Origin of the sequence: Mesorhizobium sp. M0960 (assembly GCF_040319055.1) — a bacterium.
Lineage (GTDB): Bacteria > Pseudomonadota > Alphaproteobacteria > Rhizobiales > Rhizobiaceae > Mesorhizobium.
Window position 1 is genome coordinate 281,167 of record NZ_JAMYNN010000002.1, and the last position, 14,612, is coordinate 295,778.

General features: G+C 62.7%; 19 protein-coding genes. 8 read left to right on the forward strand and 11 right to left on the reverse strand.

Going from position 1 to position 14,612, the window contains the following annotated elements:
• Nucleotides 1–203 precede the first annotated feature (203 nt).
• On the forward strand, nt 204–899 hold the full coding sequence (locus tag NKH63_RS06400; RefSeq protein WP_023720977.1) for a DUF1013 domain-containing protein: 696 nt from the start codon (nt 204–206) through the stop codon (nt 897–899).
• A 60-nt stretch (nt 900–959) separates the two neighbouring features.
• On the opposite strand, the gene NKH63_RS06405 is transcribed toward NKH63_RS06400, so the two are convergent.
• The 3 genes from NKH63_RS06405 to NKH63_RS06415 form a co-directional block, all read right to left on the reverse strand.
• Complete coding sequence (locus tag NKH63_RS06405; RefSeq protein ID WP_023678491.1) at nt 960–1,679, reverse strand: helix-turn-helix transcriptional regulator; 720 nt, start codon at nt 1,677–1,679, stop codon at nt 960–962.
• Between the two features lie 18 nt (nt 1,680–1,697).
• Nucleotides 1,698–2,105, reverse strand: a complete 408-nt coding sequence (locus NKH63_RS06410) for a hypothetical protein (protein WP_352917719.1) — start codon at nt 2,103–2,105, stop codon at nt 1,698–1,700.
• Between the two features lie 141 nt (nt 2,106–2,246).
• A complete protein-coding gene (locus tag NKH63_RS06415) occupies nt 2,247–2,414 on the reverse strand; it encodes a hypothetical protein (protein WP_023720979.1) in 168 nt (55 codons plus the stop codon).
• Nucleotides 2,415–2,617: 203 nt separating this feature from the next.
• Between NKH63_RS06415 and NKH63_RS06420 the strand changes: the two genes are divergently transcribed.
• Nucleotides 2,618–2,779: a hypothetical protein gene (locus tag NKH63_RS06420; protein WP_008873884.1), complete on the forward strand. Its 162-nt coding sequence runs from the start codon at nt 2,618–2,620 to the stop codon at nt 2,777–2,779.
• Nucleotides 2,780–2,895: 116 nt separating this feature from the next.
• Here the strand turns inward: NKH63_RS06420 and NKH63_RS06425 are convergent, their stop codons facing one another.
• The 7 genes from NKH63_RS06425 to NKH63_RS06455 form a co-directional block, all read right to left on the reverse strand.
• A complete protein-coding gene (locus NKH63_RS06425) occupies nt 2,896–3,627 on the reverse strand; it encodes an SGNH/GDSL hydrolase family protein (RefSeq protein WP_023720980.1) in 732 nt (243 codons plus the stop codon).
• Nucleotides 3,628–3,712: 85 nt separating this feature from the next.
• Complete coding sequence (locus NKH63_RS06430) at nt 3,713–4,450, reverse strand: DUF899 domain-containing protein (protein ID WP_023720981.1); 738 nt, start codon at nt 4,448–4,450, stop codon at nt 3,713–3,715.
• A gap of 151 nt (nt 4,451–4,601) precedes the next feature.
• Nucleotides 4,602–5,627: a class I fructose-bisphosphate aldolase gene (locus NKH63_RS06435; RefSeq protein WP_023720982.1), complete on the reverse strand. Its 1,026-nt coding sequence runs from the start codon at nt 5,625–5,627 to the stop codon at nt 4,602–4,604.
• Between the two features lie 140 nt (nt 5,628–5,767).
• Nucleotides 5,768–6,964 (reverse strand): phosphoglycerate kinase, encoded by a 1,197-nt coding sequence (locus NKH63_RS06440; RefSeq protein WP_023720983.1) that lies wholly within the window; start codon nt 6,962–6,964, stop codon nt 5,768–5,770.
• A 174-nt stretch (nt 6,965–7,138) separates the two neighbouring features.
• Entirely contained in the window at nt 7,139–7,993 is an 855-nt protein-coding gene (locus NKH63_RS06445; protein ID WP_023720984.1) for a lytic transglycosylase domain-containing protein, read from the reverse strand.
• Nucleotides 7,994–7,997: 4 nt separating this feature from the next.
• A complete protein-coding gene (ispG, locus tag NKH63_RS06450) occupies nt 7,998–9,251 on the reverse strand; it encodes a flavodoxin-dependent (E)-4-hydroxy-3-methylbut-2-enyl-diphosphate synthase (protein ID WP_352480886.1) in 1,254 nt (417 codons plus the stop codon).
• A gap of 204 nt (nt 9,252–9,455) precedes the next feature.
• Nucleotides 9,456–9,635 carry a YdcH family protein gene (locus NKH63_RS06455; protein ID WP_023678481.1) on the reverse strand — a complete coding sequence of 60 codons (180 nt, stop codon included), beginning with the start codon at nt 9,633–9,635 and terminating at the stop codon, nt 9,456–9,458.
• A 241-nt stretch (nt 9,636–9,876) separates the two neighbouring features.
• Between NKH63_RS06455 and NKH63_RS06460 the strand changes: the two genes are divergently transcribed.
• Entirely contained in the window at nt 9,877–10,080 is a 204-nt protein-coding gene (locus NKH63_RS06460; RefSeq protein ID WP_023678480.1) for a YdcH family protein, read from the forward strand.
• A 34-nt stretch (nt 10,081–10,114) separates the two neighbouring features.
• On the opposite strand, the gene NKH63_RS06465 is transcribed toward NKH63_RS06460, so the two are convergent.
• The gene (locus tag NKH63_RS06465; protein ID WP_023720986.1) at nt 10,115–10,918 is read right to left on the reverse strand and encodes an IclR family transcriptional regulator; all 804 of its coding nucleotides are present in this window, start codon (nt 10,916–10,918) and stop codon (nt 10,115–10,117) included.
• A gap of 127 nt (nt 10,919–11,045) precedes the next feature.
• Here NKH63_RS06465 and NKH63_RS06470 point away from each other — a divergent pair, with 127 nt between their 5' ends.
• The 5 genes from NKH63_RS06470 to NKH63_RS06490 all read left to right on the forward strand — a co-directional run bounded on the left by NKH63_RS06470 (nt 11,046) and on the right by NKH63_RS06490 (nt 14,611).
• Nucleotides 11,046–11,927, forward strand: coding sequence for a transporter substrate-binding protein (locus NKH63_RS06470; protein ID WP_352917720.1), 882 nt, complete (start codon nt 11,046–11,048; stop codon nt 11,925–11,927).
• Nucleotides 11,928–11,998: 71 nt separating this feature from the next.
• A complete protein-coding gene (locus tag NKH63_RS06475; RefSeq protein WP_352917721.1) occupies nt 11,999–12,664 on the forward strand; it encodes an amino acid ABC transporter permease in 666 nt (221 codons plus the stop codon).
• Nucleotide 12,665: 1 nt separating this feature from the next.
• Nucleotides 12,666–13,316, forward strand: coding sequence for an amino acid ABC transporter permease (locus NKH63_RS06480; RefSeq protein ID WP_352640167.1), 651 nt, complete (start codon nt 12,666–12,668; stop codon nt 13,314–13,316).
• A gap of 4 nt (nt 13,317–13,320) precedes the next feature.
• Nucleotides 13,321–14,115: an amino acid ABC transporter ATP-binding protein gene (locus tag NKH63_RS06485; protein ID WP_352855444.1), complete on the forward strand. Its 795-nt coding sequence runs from the start codon at nt 13,321–13,323 to the stop codon at nt 14,113–14,115.
• A gap of 34 nt (nt 14,116–14,149) precedes the next feature.
• A complete protein-coding gene (locus NKH63_RS06490; protein ID WP_023678474.1) occupies nt 14,150–14,611 on the forward strand; it encodes a RidA family protein in 462 nt (153 codons plus the stop codon).
• Nucleotide 14,612 lies beyond the last annotated feature (1 nt).

Here is a 14,612-nt window from a genome sequence, read left to right on the forward strand (position 1 = left end):
CTTTTTGAAGCTTTCGACTGCATGGCTTCATGTGCCGACCCTTCGCGGTCTGCTGGTCGCGCCGCCATGCCGTCCTTGACGCGCGCCTGCCAAAAACATTGCGAAATGGCGAGCGAGCAGTTATATAGACCGCGATTTTCCCATTTTGGTGGCTGTAAACCACCGCCCGCGCGGGAACGCGGGCGAACGAGAAGGATTTTTTAATGGCCAATACGCTGCTGATGCCAAAAGCGACCGCCGTCTGGCTGGTTGACAACACAGCGCTTTCCTTCGAGCAGATCGCGCAGTTCTGCGGACTGCATCCGCTTGAGGTCAAGGCGATCGCCGACGGCGAATCTGCGCAAGGCATCAAGGGTATGGACCCGATCATGACCGGCCAGCTCACTCGCGACGAGATCGCGCGCGCCGAGAAGGACCCGAACCACCGGCTGAAGCTCTCCGATCCCAAGGTGCGGGTGCCGGAATCCAAGCGCAAGGGTCCGCGCTACACGCCGCTGTCCAAGCGCCAGGACCGGCCCAACGCCATCCTCTGGCTGGTGCGCAACCATCCCGAGCTCAAGGATGCGCAGATTTCCCGCCTTGTCGGCACGACGAAGTCGACGATCGACCAGATCCGCGACAGAAAACACTGGAACTCCGCCAATCTCCAGCCGATGGATCCAGTGACGCTCGGCCTGACGTCGCAGATCGACCTCGACATGGAAATCAACCGCGCCTCGCGCGGCCGCGAGCAGGCGCAGCCGGTCGGCGATACGCTGCTGCCGGCCGCCTTGACCGAACGGCTGGTGCCGGCGCCGGAAAAGCCGAAGGACGAGGATCGCGAACTCGACGCCAACGCCGTCTTCGCCAAGCTTTCGGCGCTGAAGTCGAAGGACAAGGATACGGACGAAGAGGAATAGAGGTCTCGCATCCAAAACAAAAAGCCCGCTTTCAAGCGGGCTTTTTTGCGATCTTCCGTGTCAGCTTCGCGCCGCCCGGTCCGGTGCCATGCCGTAGTCCTCGCTGCGTTCCACCGCGCGGTAGAAATCGGCGAGCTGCTTGCCGCGCTCCGGCTTGAAGGTGCGGCCGGCGATGACCACCGAGGCGATGCGGTCGATGCGGAAGGCGCGGAAATCGCCGCGCATCTCGCACCAGGCGACCAAGGTCCACACCTTGCCCCAGAACCACAGGCCGAGCGGGCGGATGTCGCGCGCGGTGCTGCGGCCGGCCTCATCCGAATAGTCGATGGTCAGCACCTGACGTTTCTCGATGGACCGCTCAATCAGGTCGATGGCTTCGCGGGCGGCGTCGCTTACCACCCACATCGGCGTGTGGATCTCGGTGCGGGCGATGCGGTCCTTTTCGGCGTCGGGCAGCACGGCGCCGATCTTGACCAGCGCCTCGTCGGCGGCTCGCGCCATGGCCGCGCCGCCAAAGGCGCGCACCATGCGGGCGCCGGCGACCAGCGCGACGATCTCGTCACGCGTGAACATCAGCGGCGGAAGGTCGAAACCCTCCCTCATCATGTAGCCGACACCGGCCTCGCCGTCGATCGGCACGCCGGTCGACTGCAGGTCGGCGATGTCGCGATAGATGGTCCGCTCGGAAACCTCGAGCCACGTGCCCAGCTTCTGGGCGGTGACCAGACGGCCACCGCGCAGGTGCTGCACGATCTGGAAGAGCCTGTCGGCGCGGCGCATCGTATGGTCCCTCGGCGTCTATTGCTCCAGCCCTTCGCGCTTGCGCTGCGCGGCGACGGAGGCCGCGCCGAAGGACAGTTTCCTCGTTGTCGGCGTGCTTGCGTCGAGCACCCGCCAGAACGGCGCAATGTCGCCCAGCGCCATGCCACGCTCAAGATCCTCGTTGGCGGCCTCGGCGACGGTACGCAGATGATAGCCGATGGTGACCGGACATGTCACCTCGGCACTGTGCTCGATGGCGAGCGCCATGCGCAAAGCCCGGATATCCATGTCCATGCCTTCGGGGATGGCGCGGATGAATGCATCGACCTGGCGAGTTGTAGGAACCAGCATCGGCTGGCCTTCGACGACATCAGCGATGGTGCGTGGCGACGGTGTTATGCCGTTGATGCCAGGCGTGTTCAGCCTGTCGGTCCAGCTTTTCATCGATCGTCCTCTCGGCCGTCCGTCTCTGACGGCCATCCCACTATGGCACGAGCCTCCTGACACCCTACTGTCAGGAGGCTTCAGCATGCCTGTTTAAGCTCATCGCCGGGCCGCATCCAAACGCCGGGCAGAAAGATTGCCTCAGTTGCCGCCATTGTGGCGGTCGCCATACATGTCCGGCCAGCCAATATCCTTGCGGATGTCCGCCGGCAGGGTGTTCATGAAACGCTGGGTGCGGATCTCATTGCGCATCGTCCGGATCTTGCCGACATAGTGCTGCACGCTACGCAGAATGGTAAAACCGTTCATGGCTGGTCTCCTCTCTTTCGATGCAGGCACTATCGCACACCCCTACTGACAGCAGTCTGTCAGGAGGGTGCGGCTCTCATGACCGGCGTTCCAATTTGTCCACCGAAGTGATCGAACAATACTGAAAAGAGGCGTGCCGCGGTGGAAAGACCGCGATCGCGGAGCCGCTTTGACAGCCAGCCGCGATGCTGATCAAAGGCTGCATGTCGAAACTTCTCGCGCTCGTCATCATCGCCATGATGGTCATCCAGCTCATCAAGCCGCTCGGCTGGCCGGGGCTGAAGCGGCGCAGCGATTTCTGGAAGCTGGCGCTGTTGGCTATGGCCGCGATTTCGATTACGGCGGTGCTCGGACACTGGACGTAATGCATGTCGCGCAAAAGTGTGCAGCGGTTTTGCGCCAACGACATACATAAAACAAAGAACCTAAAGCGCGTCGCATGAGGCCAATCGAACGCGACGCGCTTTAGTGCCGGCAGCCGCTACGCGACGCCCGGTTCGTTGGCGAGCACCAAGCCGGCCAGATGTTCCGCCCAGGCGCGGTAGCCGGCTTCCGAAGCATGAAATCCATCCGACGCAAAGCCGGCCTCGGCGTCAGTGATCGGCAGGCGGGGCGCCGGTATGGCGCCGCGCTCGAGGCAAAGGCGCTCGCCCATCCGGTTCATCTCGCCGGCGCGGATCTCGAGGATCTTGCCGAGCAGCGGCGGCATTGCCGGCGCCCGGGTGAACTCCAGCACCGGCGACCACACCACGCGCGCCTCCGGCCATTTGGCGCGCAGCGCGTAGAGCAGGCCGCCAAAATCGCGCTTGAAGCGCGGTACCGAATGAAAATTCTTGGTGTCGTTGGTGCCGATGGCGAGCACGATATGCGTCCACGGATCGGCCGACAGATTGGGCAGCACATGATCGCGGATCTGGCCAGAGGTTGCCGAGTTGAAGCCGGCTGCCCGCCAGCGCACGGTGCGGCCGGTGCGTTGCGCAATTAGAACGGCCAGTTGCGCGGCCAATCCGTTTTCGGAATTGCCGATGCCGACTGAGGCGGCGGAGGAATCGCCGAGCACCAGCAGCGAGATTGCCGGCGCCTGGCCTGATATCTCGTGCATGACCGGACCTTGTGCCGGCAGCATGCGGGTGGTGCGGCGACGCACGCCAAGTCCTTGCCAGACATAGACCGGAAAGGCGAGCCAGGTGAGAAGGGTCGGAAAGCGCCGCATGGCAAATCCCTTTTAGGGCACAGCGAACAGCACTTAGCGCATGTTGCACTGAAGGTGAACGACCTTGCAGCGACAGCCTGTCGCCTCAATGGCAGCAGTCATGCGTCCCGGATTGGTCTTCATACTCGTCATGCAGCCGCACCCAGTCGGCGAGGCTATGATGCGGCCCGGTTTCGTTGCGGCCTTTCGGCGTCAGGTCGAGATAGTGATAGGCGCCGATCAGCGGATCGCCGCCTCTGGAGCGCGAGATGAAAGTCAGGAAGATGTCGCCTTTCTCGTCGCGATAGAACACGCTGGTGCCGGGAAGGTCCTTCGATCTCCGCGCGCGCCGCTCGAAATTGTAGGTCGTGTCGCCGGCCGCGATCTGCTTGTCGGTGAATGACACCTGCATATCGAAGTTGAAGTCCGAGGCGTAGGACGACACCCAGTCGAATTTCCAGCCCATGCGCTGCTTGTAGGGCAGAAGCTCGGCCAGCGGCGCCCGCGCCACCACGACAAGCGAAACATCGTGGTGCCTGAGATGCTGGTTGGCGCCGTCGATGTGGTCGGCAAGGAACGAGCAGCCCTCGCAACGATAATCGGCGCCCGGCCCGAACATGAAATGGTAGACGATCAACTGGCTGTTGCCGCCAAACAGGTCGGGCAGTTTCTTTGGCCCTTGCTCGGTCTCGAAGACGTAGTCCTTGCGGATCTTCAGCCATGGCAATTCGCGGCGTTCGGCGGCGACGCGGTCGCGAAAGCGCGTCAATTCCTTTTCGCGCGCCAGATGCGCCTTGTGCGCCTGAAACCAGTCTTCCTGCGAAACGGTCTTGTTGTTTGGCATAGGTCTGCTCCTCTTTTCACGGAGGACGTTCGGCAGCGAGGAATGCCGACACCGAGCTGCATTTCAGTTGCAAGAAAATTGCAGCCCTTGCTGCTTTCAAGCAAAACCCGGGCACGTGGCCCGGGTCGGGAGAAACGCAAGATGGATTCGGTTAAGCGGCTTGCTCCAGCGACGGCTGCCATTGTCCAAGCGCTGCCAGATGGTTCATGTGGGCGCGATGGGCGAAGGCGGCCTGCGCGGCGGCGACGTTCGCCGCCTTGCCGCTCCAGGCCTTCTGCGGAGCGGCCTGCAAGGCGCGGCCGTAGGAGAAGGTCAGCTTCCACGGATGCGGGCCGATGGCGTTGATGGCGTTGAGGTTGGCGGTCGCTTGCTCGTCCGATTGTCCGCCCGAAAGGAAGGCGATGCCTCCGATCGCGGCTGGCACCGTCTCGCGGAAGAGTTTTATCGTCCTTTCGGCGACCTCGTCGGGGCTGCTGACCTTGCCCGATTTCTTGCCGGCGAGAACCATGTTTGGCTTCAGGATGGTGCCTTCGAGGACGACGCGGGCCGCATAGAGCTCGGTGTATAGCTTTGTCAGTGTCGCCTTGCTGATCTCGTAGCAAGTGTCGATGTCATGAGCGCCGTCCATCAGCACCTCCGGCTCGACGATCGGCACGATGCCGGCTTCCTGGCAAAGCGCGGCGTAACGGGCGAGCGCATGGGCATTCGAGCCGATCGAGGTGGCGGAAGGCACCCCCTTGGCAACATCGATGTCGATTACCGCGCGCCATTTGGCAAAGCGGGCGCCAAGCTTGTAATAGTCGGCGAGGCGTTCGCGCAGGCCGTCCAGGCCTTCGGTGATGGTATCGCCGGGAAATCTTGCCAGAGGCTTGGCGCCGGCGTCGACCTTGATGCCGGGAATGGCGCCTGATGCCTTGATGATGTCGACCAGCGGCGTGCCGTCGGCGGCCTTCTGGTGGATGGTCTCGTCATAGAGGATAACGCCGGAAATGTACTTGGTCATTGCATCGCTGGCGCGGAACATCATCTCGCGATAGTCGCGGCGGCTGTCGGCGGTCGACTCGACGCCGATGACGTCGAAGCGCTTCTTGATAGTGCCGGAGCTCTCGTCGGCAGCCAGCAGGCCCTTGCCGTTGGCCACCATCGCGGCGGCAATGTCCTCGAGACGTTCGCTCATCGTGCTTCTCCTGAAAGAATTGACCCGTACCCAGCAGACCACCAGAGCAACGCAGGTTCAAGTCGAACCCTTTCGTCGGAGAAGCGCGAATCGATTGAAAATCGCGAGCGCACTGCTTCGCGCTGTTATTAACGCCGCGCTCAGCGCTTCAAGACGTCGACGCCGGGCAAGGGCTTGCCTTCCATCCATTCGAGGAAAGCGCCGCCGGCCGTCGAGACATAGGTGAAATCATCGCTGACGCCGGCATGGTTGAGGGCGGCCACCGTATCGCCGCCGCCGGCCACCGAGACCAGCCTGCCGGCCTTGGTGCGCGCTGCCGCGTGCCTGGCCGTCGCCACCGTCGCATGGTCGAACGGCTCGATCTCGAAGGCGCCGAGCGGCCCGTTCCAGACCAACGTCGCGGCACGGTCGATCCATTCGGCAATGGTTTTCACGGTTTTCGCGCCGACATCGAGGATCATGCCGTCGGCTGGTACGTCTGCAATGGCGACGGTCTCGCTTGCGGCACCGGCCTTGAACTCCCTGGCGACAACGGCGTCGGCGGGCAGGATGATGGCGCAGCCGGCCTCGGCCGCCTCGATCATGATCTGCTTGGCGGTGGTCGCGAGATCGTGCTCGCACAAGGATTTCCCGACGTCGGTGCCGCGTGCCGCGAGAAACGTGTTGGCCATGCCGCCGCCGATGACCAGCGCGTCGACCTTCTTCACCAGGTTCATCAACAAGTCGATCTTGGTCGAGACCTTGGCCCCGCCGACAATGGCGACAACCGGGCGGACGGGATTGCCGAGGCCCTTTTCCAGCGCATCGAGCTCGGCCTGCATGGTGCGCCCGGCGAAGGCCGGCAGCACGTGCGCCAGCCCTTCCGTCGACGAATGGGCGCGGTGCGCAGCGGAGAAGGCGTCGTTGACGAAGATGTCGCCGTTGGCGGCGAGCTTTTCGGTGAAGGCCGGGTCGTTCTTCTCCTCGGCTTTGTAGAAGCGGGTGTTCTCGAGCAGCAGCACATCGCCGCTTTCCATGGCGGCGACGGCGCTCGCGGCCTTGTCGCCGATGCAGTCGGTGGCAAAGCCAACCGGACGGCCGAGCACGTCCGCCGTCGCCTTGGCGATCGGCTCGAGCGAGAATTCCGGCGCCGGTCCATCTTTGGGACGACCGAAATGTGCAAGCAGGATGACCTTGGCGCCCTTGCCGGACAGCTCGGCGATGGTCGGTACAATGCGCTCGATGCGGGTGGCGTCGGTGACCTTGCCCTCAGTGACGGGAACGTTGAGGTCGACACGCACCAGCACACGCTTGCCGCTGATATTGCCGATGTCGTCCAGTGTCTTGAAGTCGGCCATGCTGATCCCTTTCGCGAAAAATCGCGGGGACCTTACCCCGCATCAACGACGATGCAAGACCTGCCTGACGGTTCTGCTTAAGGGTTCACGGAAAATGTGATCGCGTGTCGAAGATGAAGCGCCCAGCGGGAGCGAGATGGGCAGCAATGGCGCGAAACGCGCCGACATATGGCTTTACCGGTTGCGCACCACAATGCATGCGCCGCCGACGCTGTGCAGCTTCTGGCAAATATCGTCGGCCTTGGCTTTGGTGTCGGCGCCGATCCGCACCGCATAGATGCCGCGCCTGCCGATCGGTGTGCGCACCCGGCTGACCACCGGATTGCGACCGCTGAGCAAGGCTGGAAACCGCCGTTTCACATTGCTCCACTGATTGAGCGCCGCGGCGCGGCGGAAATTGCCGGCCACCTGCACGCCCCATGGCTTGATGTTGATCGACGACATCGGCACGGTTCTGGACATGATCACCGGCAGCGTGCGGCAGGCGGCAGCGAAGCTCGCCTTCTTGTCGAGCGGCCGGATGACGCCGGCATACGCGGCATCGGTGAACCTGTCGGCCGGCTCGCCCATGACGTCCAAAACGTAGCTTTCGGTCTCCATCGGCAAGAAGCCGCCGGAATTCAGCCAGCGCGTCACCCGGCTCTCGCCGGCATTGTATGCGGCTGCGGCGAGGCCCAGATTGCCAAAGCCGGTCTTCATTTCGGCGAGGTATTTTGCCGAGGCCGGGATAGCCTGCTCGATATCGAACGAATTGGCGAGCCCGCGCATCTTGGCGGTACCCGGCATGAATTGGGCGATACCCTCCGCACCGACGGGGCTGACCGCATTGGGATCGAAGCGACTCTCCTTCCAGATCAGCCGGGCAAAGAAATCCCGGGGCAGGCCGTTCTGGTCGGCATGCGTCTCGATAAGATCGCAAACTCGATCGATCAGCTTCTGCTTGGCGGGCCGCGGCGGATCGGCCTGGACGGCTGTCGCCCAGCCCAGCCAGCAAATGACAACCAGCGTCGCCCCAAGCAAACGCCGCATCGAACTACTCCGCCGCGGCTTTGCCGTGTTGGCCAAACCGCCGTTCGATGTAGTCGGAAACCATTTTCTCGAAATCCGCGGCGATCGACGGGCCGCGCAGGGTCGCCGCCTTCTTGCCGTCGACGAACACCGGGGCGGTCGGCGTCTCACCGGTTCCGGGCAGCGAAATGCCGATATCGGCATGTTTGGATTCACCCGGACCGTTGACGATGCAACCCATCACCGCGACCTTGAGGTTCTCGACGCCGGGATATTGTTCGCGCCACACCGGCATGTTCTTGCGCAGGTCGGCCTGGATGTTCTGGGCAAGCTCCTGGAACACGGTCGAGGTCGTGCGGCCGCAGCCCGGGCAGGCGGCGACGATCGGCACGAACTGCCGGAAGCCCATGGTCTGCAACAGCTCCTGCGACACCTGCACTTCGCGTGTGCGGTCGCCGTTCGGCTCCGGCGTCAGCGAGATGCGGATGGTGTCGCCGATGCCTTGCTGGAGCAGGATGCCCATCGCAGCCGATGATGCGACAATGCCTTTCGAGCCCATGCCGGCCTCTGTCAGGCCGAGGTGCAGCGCATGGTTGGAACGGGTGGCGAGCTCGGTGTAGACGGCGATCAGATCCTGCACGCCGCTGACCTTGGCCGAGAGGATGATTTTCTCGCGCGCAAGGCCAATCTCTTCGGCCATTTCGGCCGACAGGATCGCCGACTGCACGATCGCTTCGCGCGTCACTTCCTGCGCGGTCAGCGGAAAGCCTTGGGCCTGGTTGTCATCCATCAGCCGGGTCAGCAGCTCCTGGTCGAGCGAACCCCAGTTGACGCCGATGCGCACCGGCTTGTCGTATCGGATCGCCATCTCGACGATCGCCGCGAACTGCCGATCCCTCTTGTCCTTGAAACCGACATTGCCGGGGTTGATGCGGTACTTGGCCAAGGCCTCAGCGCAGGCCGGATGATCGGCCAGGAGCTTGTGGCCGATGTAATGGAAATCGCCGACCAGCGGCACGTCGATCCCGAGCCGCTCCAGTCGCTCGCGGATGGCCGGCACAGCGGCAGCGCTTTCGTCGCGATCGACCGTTATGCGCACGATCTCGGAGCCGGCGCGATGCAGTGCCGCCACTTGCGCCACCGTCTGGTCGACATCGGCCGTGTCGGTGTTGGTCATCGACTGGACGACGACTGGGGCGCCGCCGCCGACCATCACGCCGCCGACGTCGACACCGACCGACCTGCGGCGCGGGAAGGGTGAGGAAAAATATCCGGTCATGCCGGCTGCCTTTAATCTTGAAGGTCCGGGCATGAGGTGGAGGAGCAAAGATGGCTTGTCAATGGCGACTGGCGCGCAGACCTAGCAAATCGGAAATGACAAGACGGCAGCTTGCCGCAAATCCATAAGCGTTTCCGGCAGCATAGAGACATGCCACCGGAAAGAAATCGCGCGCCAGGCGGCGCAGCTAGTCCTGGATGGGCGTCAGTGCGTCGTCGGTTTCGCCTTCAGTTTTTCAATCTCGTCCTTGAGCGCCAGCTTGCGCCGCTTGAGATTCACGATTTCGAGGTCGTCTACCGACGGATGGGTCATCGCATCGTCGATTTCGCGTTCGATGTCGCCGTGTTTCCGCTGCAGCTCATCAAGATGGGATGCAAGAGACATGATTGGTTCTCCCTTTCATGGTTTCCTCGGATTGCAGCCGTCATGGCACGTCCACCGCAGGCTCGCTTCTGTGACGGCATAATGACAGTGTGCCACCATCGCGCACCGATGTCGAATGCTGCGTGGTAGCATTCCACGACAATATGAAATGTGGTATGGGCTGCGCGCCGGTGCAAGAAGACCCCCGGTCCCGCCCAATCAGGCCCATAGTTTGGGCGCCGCAGACGTGCAGACGGTAAAAATGTCCGATCAGGAACAGGCAGATATCCGCCTCGAATATTCCCGGCTGAAGCAGGAACACGCCGATTTCGACGCGGCCATCAATGCGATGATCGCCATGAATTGCGACCCGCTGCAGATCCAGCGCATGAAGAAAAAGAAGCTTTTCCTGAAGGACAGGCTGATGGCGCTGGAAGACAAGATCATTCCAGACATTATCGCTTGAATGGACGCCGGCGCTGGCCTGCTGAAAAGGCGGCCTATGCCGCGATCGAAAGCCGCGCGGCGCGCTCGAGCAACAGCTCTATCAGGTCATCGGTCTTTTCGGTCGAGGTATCGATGGGAACCACCAGGCACATCGTCGCCTCGACCCTGCCCGGCGCCGAAAAGACCGGCGCGGCCAGGCATTTCGTGTAGGCATCGACAAGGCCGGAGGTGACGCAGTAGCCGGCCGACTTGGCCACCGCGATATCGGCTATGAAATCGTCGAGCTGCAACCTGCGGCCGTCCGGCAGTACGAGGTCGTCTTCCGAGACCATATCCTCGATCGCTGCCCTGTCGAAGCCGGCGAGGAGCAGCCGCCCGGAAGCTGTCCAGGGAAGCGGTATTTGCAGACCCGTCGCCGAGCTGATCCTGAATGGCCTGGTTCCCGGGCTTGAATGGACGATGGTGTAGCGGCCGCTTTGCAGCATGCACAGCTCCGAGGTCTCGCCGGACTCGCGTGACAGATGGTCGACTTCCTGCCGCCCTCGCCTGAGCAGGTCGTTGCCCCGCACATAGTCCATTCCGTAGAGATAGAGCTTCTTTCCAAAATAGACCCGATTGCCGTCTCCGGCCATCTCCAGCAGGCCTGCGTCGACCAGCGAGCGCACCAGCGTATAGGTCGTCGACCGCGGTGCGTTCACCCCTCTGGCAAGATCGCCAATGCCGATCGCGCGCTGGGTCGCGTGGAGAAACTCCAGAATCTGGAGGACCCGGTTGAGGCCCTTCTCCCGCGAGCCCGAATTCTTGTCTTCGTCCAGACCGGCGTCCGGTCGAGCGGCCAAGGCATTGCCTTCTTGCATTATCGATTCCTGATGTTAATCTGTCTTGTACAGAGTACAGGCGTCCCTTGTAAGGGACAATGACGTCAGTTGCAACCGATGCCTGCGCTGCTGGTCCAACGGGGAACACAACACGAAGGAGGTCGCCGTGAACGACACATCCAAAAGGCGTGAATTTCTGAAACTGGGAATGGCCGGGCTTGCAACGGCCGGAGTGATGAGTGCCGCCACTGCGGTCGATGTCCAGAAAGCTGCGGCCCAGGCAGCGCCTGACAGCCTGCTGCGCACCGTTCTCGAGCGCGGCAAGGTGATCGTCGGCACCGGCAGCACCAACGCGCCCTGGCACTTCGAGAACGATGCCGGCGAACTGGTGGGCATGGACATCACCATGGGTCGCATTCTCGCCAAGGGGCTTTTCGACGATCCGACCAAAGTCGAATTCGTAATGCAGGATCCGGCCCAGCGCATTCCGAACGTGACCACCAACAAGGTCGACATCACCATCCAGTTCATGACCATGACCGCCCAGCGCTCGCAGCTGATCCACTTCTCTCGGCCCTATTACGTCGAGGGCATTGCCTTGCTGACCCTTCCGAACGCAGAGAACAAGACCTTCGACAAGCTGCTTGCCGCCGGTTCGGCGACCCGGATTTCCATCCTGCAAAACGTCGATGCCGAGGCAAACGTGCGCATCGTCCTGCCGGAGGCGCAGGTGATGCAGATAGACACGCAGGCCAACGTGCTGCAGGCACTGGAATCGAAACGATCCGACGCCGCCGCCGTCGATCTGTCGACGGTCCGCTGGCTCGCCTCGCGCAATCCGGACAAATACTTCGATGCCGGCAAGAGTTGGTTCTCGATGCTTTATGGTGCCGCACTGCGGCAGGGCGACCTCGACTGGCTGACCTTCGTCAACCAGACCTTCGCTATCGCCATGTTCGGCCATGAAACGGCACTCTACGACGCTGCGTTCAAGGATTATTTCGGACAGGAGCCGCCGGCCCGCCATCCTGGATTCCCGGTTATCTGATCCATCAGGCGGAAGGATGCCTCCGGCGCCCTTCCGCCTCGTTCCCGGACTGTCGGCACTAAGCAGGACGCATGGGCTATACCCTCAACTTCAACCTGATCTGGCGGCATTTCGACAAGCTCTGGGGCGGGCTGCTGCTCAGCCTTGAGCTGGCCGTCATCTCTATCGCGCTCGGCATCGTCATCGGGCTGCTTCTGGCGGTCTGGTACGTGTCGGCCGGGCGAGCGGTGCGGACCGTCATCGCGGGCTATGTCGAATTCATCCGCAACGTGCCGCTGATCCTGCTCGTCTACCTGGTCTTCTACGGCCTGCCGACCGTGGTCGATATCGCCTACAGCGCGCAAACCTCGTTCATTGCCACGCTGTCGCTCTACAGCGGCGCCTATCTGGTCGAGGTGTTCCGCTCCGGGCTCGAGGCGGTGCCGCGCGGACAACTCGACGCCGGCAAGGCGATTGGCCTGACCCCTTGGCAGAGACTGCTGCATGTACGCTTGCCGACGATGCTGCGCATAACGCTGCCGGCGCTTTCCAACACTTTCATATCGCTCTTCAAGGACACGTCGGTGGCGTCGGTCATCTCGGTACCCGAGCTCACCTATGGCGCCCAGTGGATCAACTTCAACACCTTCCGCATTGTCGAGGTCTATCTGGTGGTGACTGCGATGTACCTGTTGACCGGCTACGCGCTGCTTTTCGCGCTGCGGCTGGTCGAGCGCCGGTTCAAGGCGGCGCGCTGACATGCTGAGCCAGATCATCTATGCCTTGCCGTTCCTCGCCGAAGGCTTTGCCGTAACCTTGTGGGTGTCGCTGCTGGTTGTGGTGCTATCGCTTATCGCCGGCGTGCTGATGGGTGTCGGCCTCGTCTATGGTCCGGCTCCGCTGCGCTGGGCAGTGCGCGTCTTCAGCGACACCATACGCGGCATTCCGATCCTGGTGCTGATCTTCTTCGTCTATTACGGCCTGCCCGCGGTGGGACTGCATCTTGAGTCCTTTTGGGCGGCCGTACTCGCCCTCACCCTCTTCAAGACCGCACAAGTCGTCGAGTATCTCAGGGGCGCCGTCGGCTCGATTCCCAAGGGTCAGTCCGAGGCGGCGATGGCGATCGGGCTGACCTTCCGCCAGCGGCTGGCCTACGTCATTTTTCCGCAAGCGTTCAGGCGCTTCCTGCCGCCCTGGATCAACGGCGTCACCGACGCGGTGAAAGGCAGCGCGCTGGTCTCGCTGCTCGGCATCACCGACCTGATGCAAGCGATCAACCAGGTCATCGGCCGCACCTATGAGGCGATGCCGCTCTACATCCTCGGCGCGCTCGTCTACTTCGCCGTCAACTACGCCCTCTCCTTGGCCAGCCGGCGGCTGGAGCGGCGTTTCTCCTTCATCCGGGAATAACAAGATGTCCAAAGCCTCGCACGCAAATCCGGCGCTTCTCGATATCTCCGAGGTCTCCAAAGCCTTTGGATCCGTCGAGGTCCTGCGCTCGGTCAGCCTCAAGGTGACGCGCGGCGAGGTGGTGACGGTCATCGGCCCATCCGGCAGCGGCAAGACCACCCTGCTGCGCTGCGTCAATTTCCTGGAGAGCTATGATAACGGCTCGATCCGTATCGACGGTAAAGAGGTCGGCTACCGCGAGGCGGGAACACGCCAGCGACGCAGCGAGCGCGACCTTGCGGCGATGCGCGCCGAGACCGGAATGGTGTTCCAGAGCTTCAATCTGTTTCCGCATTTGACTGCGACCGGCAACATCATGCTCGGCCTGCGCAAGGTGCGCGGCAAGAGCAATGCCGAGGCCCGCACCATTGCCGAGCACTGGCTCGGCCGGGTCGGGCTCGCCCACAAGGCCGACAGTCTGCCGGCCGAGCTTTCCGGCGGCCAGCAGCAGCGCGTCGGCATCGCCCGCGCCGTGGCGATGGAGCCGAAGATCCTGCTCCTCGACGAGATAACCTCGGCGCTCGACCCCGAACTGGTTGGCGAGGTGCTCGAGGTCGTACGTAGTCTGGCCGAAGACGGCATGACGATGCTGATGGTCACGCACGAGATGGCTTTTGCACGCGACGCATCGAGCCGCATCGTTTTCATGGCGGATGGCGGCGTCAGTGCCGTCGGACCTCCCGCCGAGATTCTGGCTGCGGACTTCGACAATGAACGCCTTCGCAGCTTCCTGGCGCGGTTTCGCGCCTCGCATTTTTGACACCGGACGGCGAAAGCTGTCGCAAGGAGCTTTTATGACGCCTTACATCCGGCTCGCGGAATTGGGCCTGACGCTGCCCGAGCCGCCGAAGCCCATCGCCAACTTCGTCACCTATGCCGAGAGCGGACGGCTGATCTTCCTCTCCGGCCAGGGGCCGTTGCGCGCTGATGGCGCGCTCTGCACCGGCAAGGTTGGCGAGGATGTCTCCGTGGAGGAGGCCTATGGGCATGCCCGTCTCACCGGCCTGAACCTGCTCGCCGTCATGCATGCCGCGGCCGGCGACCTCGGCCGCATCGTGCGCGTCGTCAAGCTGCTTGGCTTTGTCAATGCAACGCCGACATTCAGCGAGCACCCCAAGGTGGTGAATGGCTGTTCCGATCTTTTCGCGGCCGTCTTTGATACGCTTGGCGGACACGCCCGTTCCGCGATCGGTGTCGGCTCGCTGCCGGGCAACATCACAGTTGAAATCGAGGCGGTCGTCGAGATCGCCGCCTGAA

Excerpts from the sequence above, each read along its gene's own strand:
- NKH63_RS06475 (WP_352917721.1), top strand. The coding sequence starts at position 11,999 with ATGGGCTATACCCTCAACTTCAACCTGATCTGGCGGCATTTCGACAAG.
- NKH63_RS06445 (WP_023720984.1), bottom strand. The coding sequence starts at position 7,993 with ATGCGGCGTTTGCTTGGGGCGACGCTGGTTGTCATTTGCTGGCTGGGC.
- NKH63_RS06480 (WP_352640167.1), top strand. The coding sequence starts at position 12,666 with ATGCTGAGCCAGATCATCTATGCCTTGCCGTTCCTCGCCGAAGGCTTT.
- NKH63_RS06455 (WP_023678481.1), bottom strand. The coding sequence starts at position 9,635 with ATGTCTCTTGCATCCCATCTTGATGAGCTGCAGCGGAAACACGGCGAC.
- NKH63_RS06400 (WP_023720977.1), top strand. The coding sequence starts at position 204 with ATGGCCAATACGCTGCTGATGCCAAAAGCGACCGCCGTCTGGCTGGTT.
- NKH63_RS06440 (WP_023720983.1), bottom strand. The coding sequence starts at position 6,964 with ATGGCCGACTTCAAGACACTGGACGACATCGGCAATATCAGCGGCAAG.
- NKH63_RS06460 (WP_023678480.1), top strand. The coding sequence starts at position 9,877 with ATGTCCGATCAGGAACAGGCAGATATCCGCCTCGAATATTCCCGGCTG.
- NKH63_RS06410 (WP_352917719.1), bottom strand. The coding sequence starts at position 2,105 with ATGAAAAGCTGGACCGACAGGCTGAACACGCCTGGCATCAACGGCATA.
- NKH63_RS06430 (WP_023720981.1), bottom strand. The coding sequence starts at position 4,450 with ATGCCAAACAACAAGACCGTTTCGCAGGAAGACTGGTTTCAGGCGCAC.
- NKH63_RS06435 (WP_023720982.1), bottom strand. The coding sequence starts at position 5,627 with ATGAGCGAACGTCTCGAGGACATTGCCGCCGCGATGGTGGCCAACGGC.
- NKH63_RS06415 (WP_023720979.1), bottom strand. The coding sequence starts at position 2,414 with ATGAACGGTTTTACCATTCTGCGTAGCGTGCAGCACTATGTCGGCAAG.
- NKH63_RS06485 (WP_352855444.1), top strand. The coding sequence starts at position 13,321 with ATGTCCAAAGCCTCGCACGCAAATCCGGCGCTTCTCGATATCTCCGAG.
- NKH63_RS06465 (WP_023720986.1), bottom strand. The coding sequence starts at position 10,918 with ATGCAAGAAGGCAATGCCTTGGCCGCTCGACCGGACGCCGGTCTGGAC.
- NKH63_RS06405 (WP_023678491.1), bottom strand. The coding sequence starts at position 1,679 with ATGCGCCGCGCCGACAGGCTCTTCCAGATCGTGCAGCACCTGCGCGGT.
- NKH63_RS06425 (WP_023720980.1), bottom strand. The coding sequence starts at position 3,627 with ATGCGGCGCTTTCCGACCCTTCTCACCTGGCTCGCCTTTCCGGTCTAT.
- NKH63_RS06420 (WP_008873884.1), top strand. The coding sequence starts at position 2,618 with ATGTCGAAACTTCTCGCGCTCGTCATCATCGCCATGATGGTCATCCAG.
- ispG (WP_352480886.1), bottom strand. The coding sequence starts at position 9,251 with ATGACCGGATATTTTTCCTCACCCTTCCCGCGCCGCAGGTCGGTCGGT.
- NKH63_RS06490 (WP_023678474.1), top strand. The coding sequence starts at position 14,150 with ATGACGCCTTACATCCGGCTCGCGGAATTGGGCCTGACGCTGCCCGAG.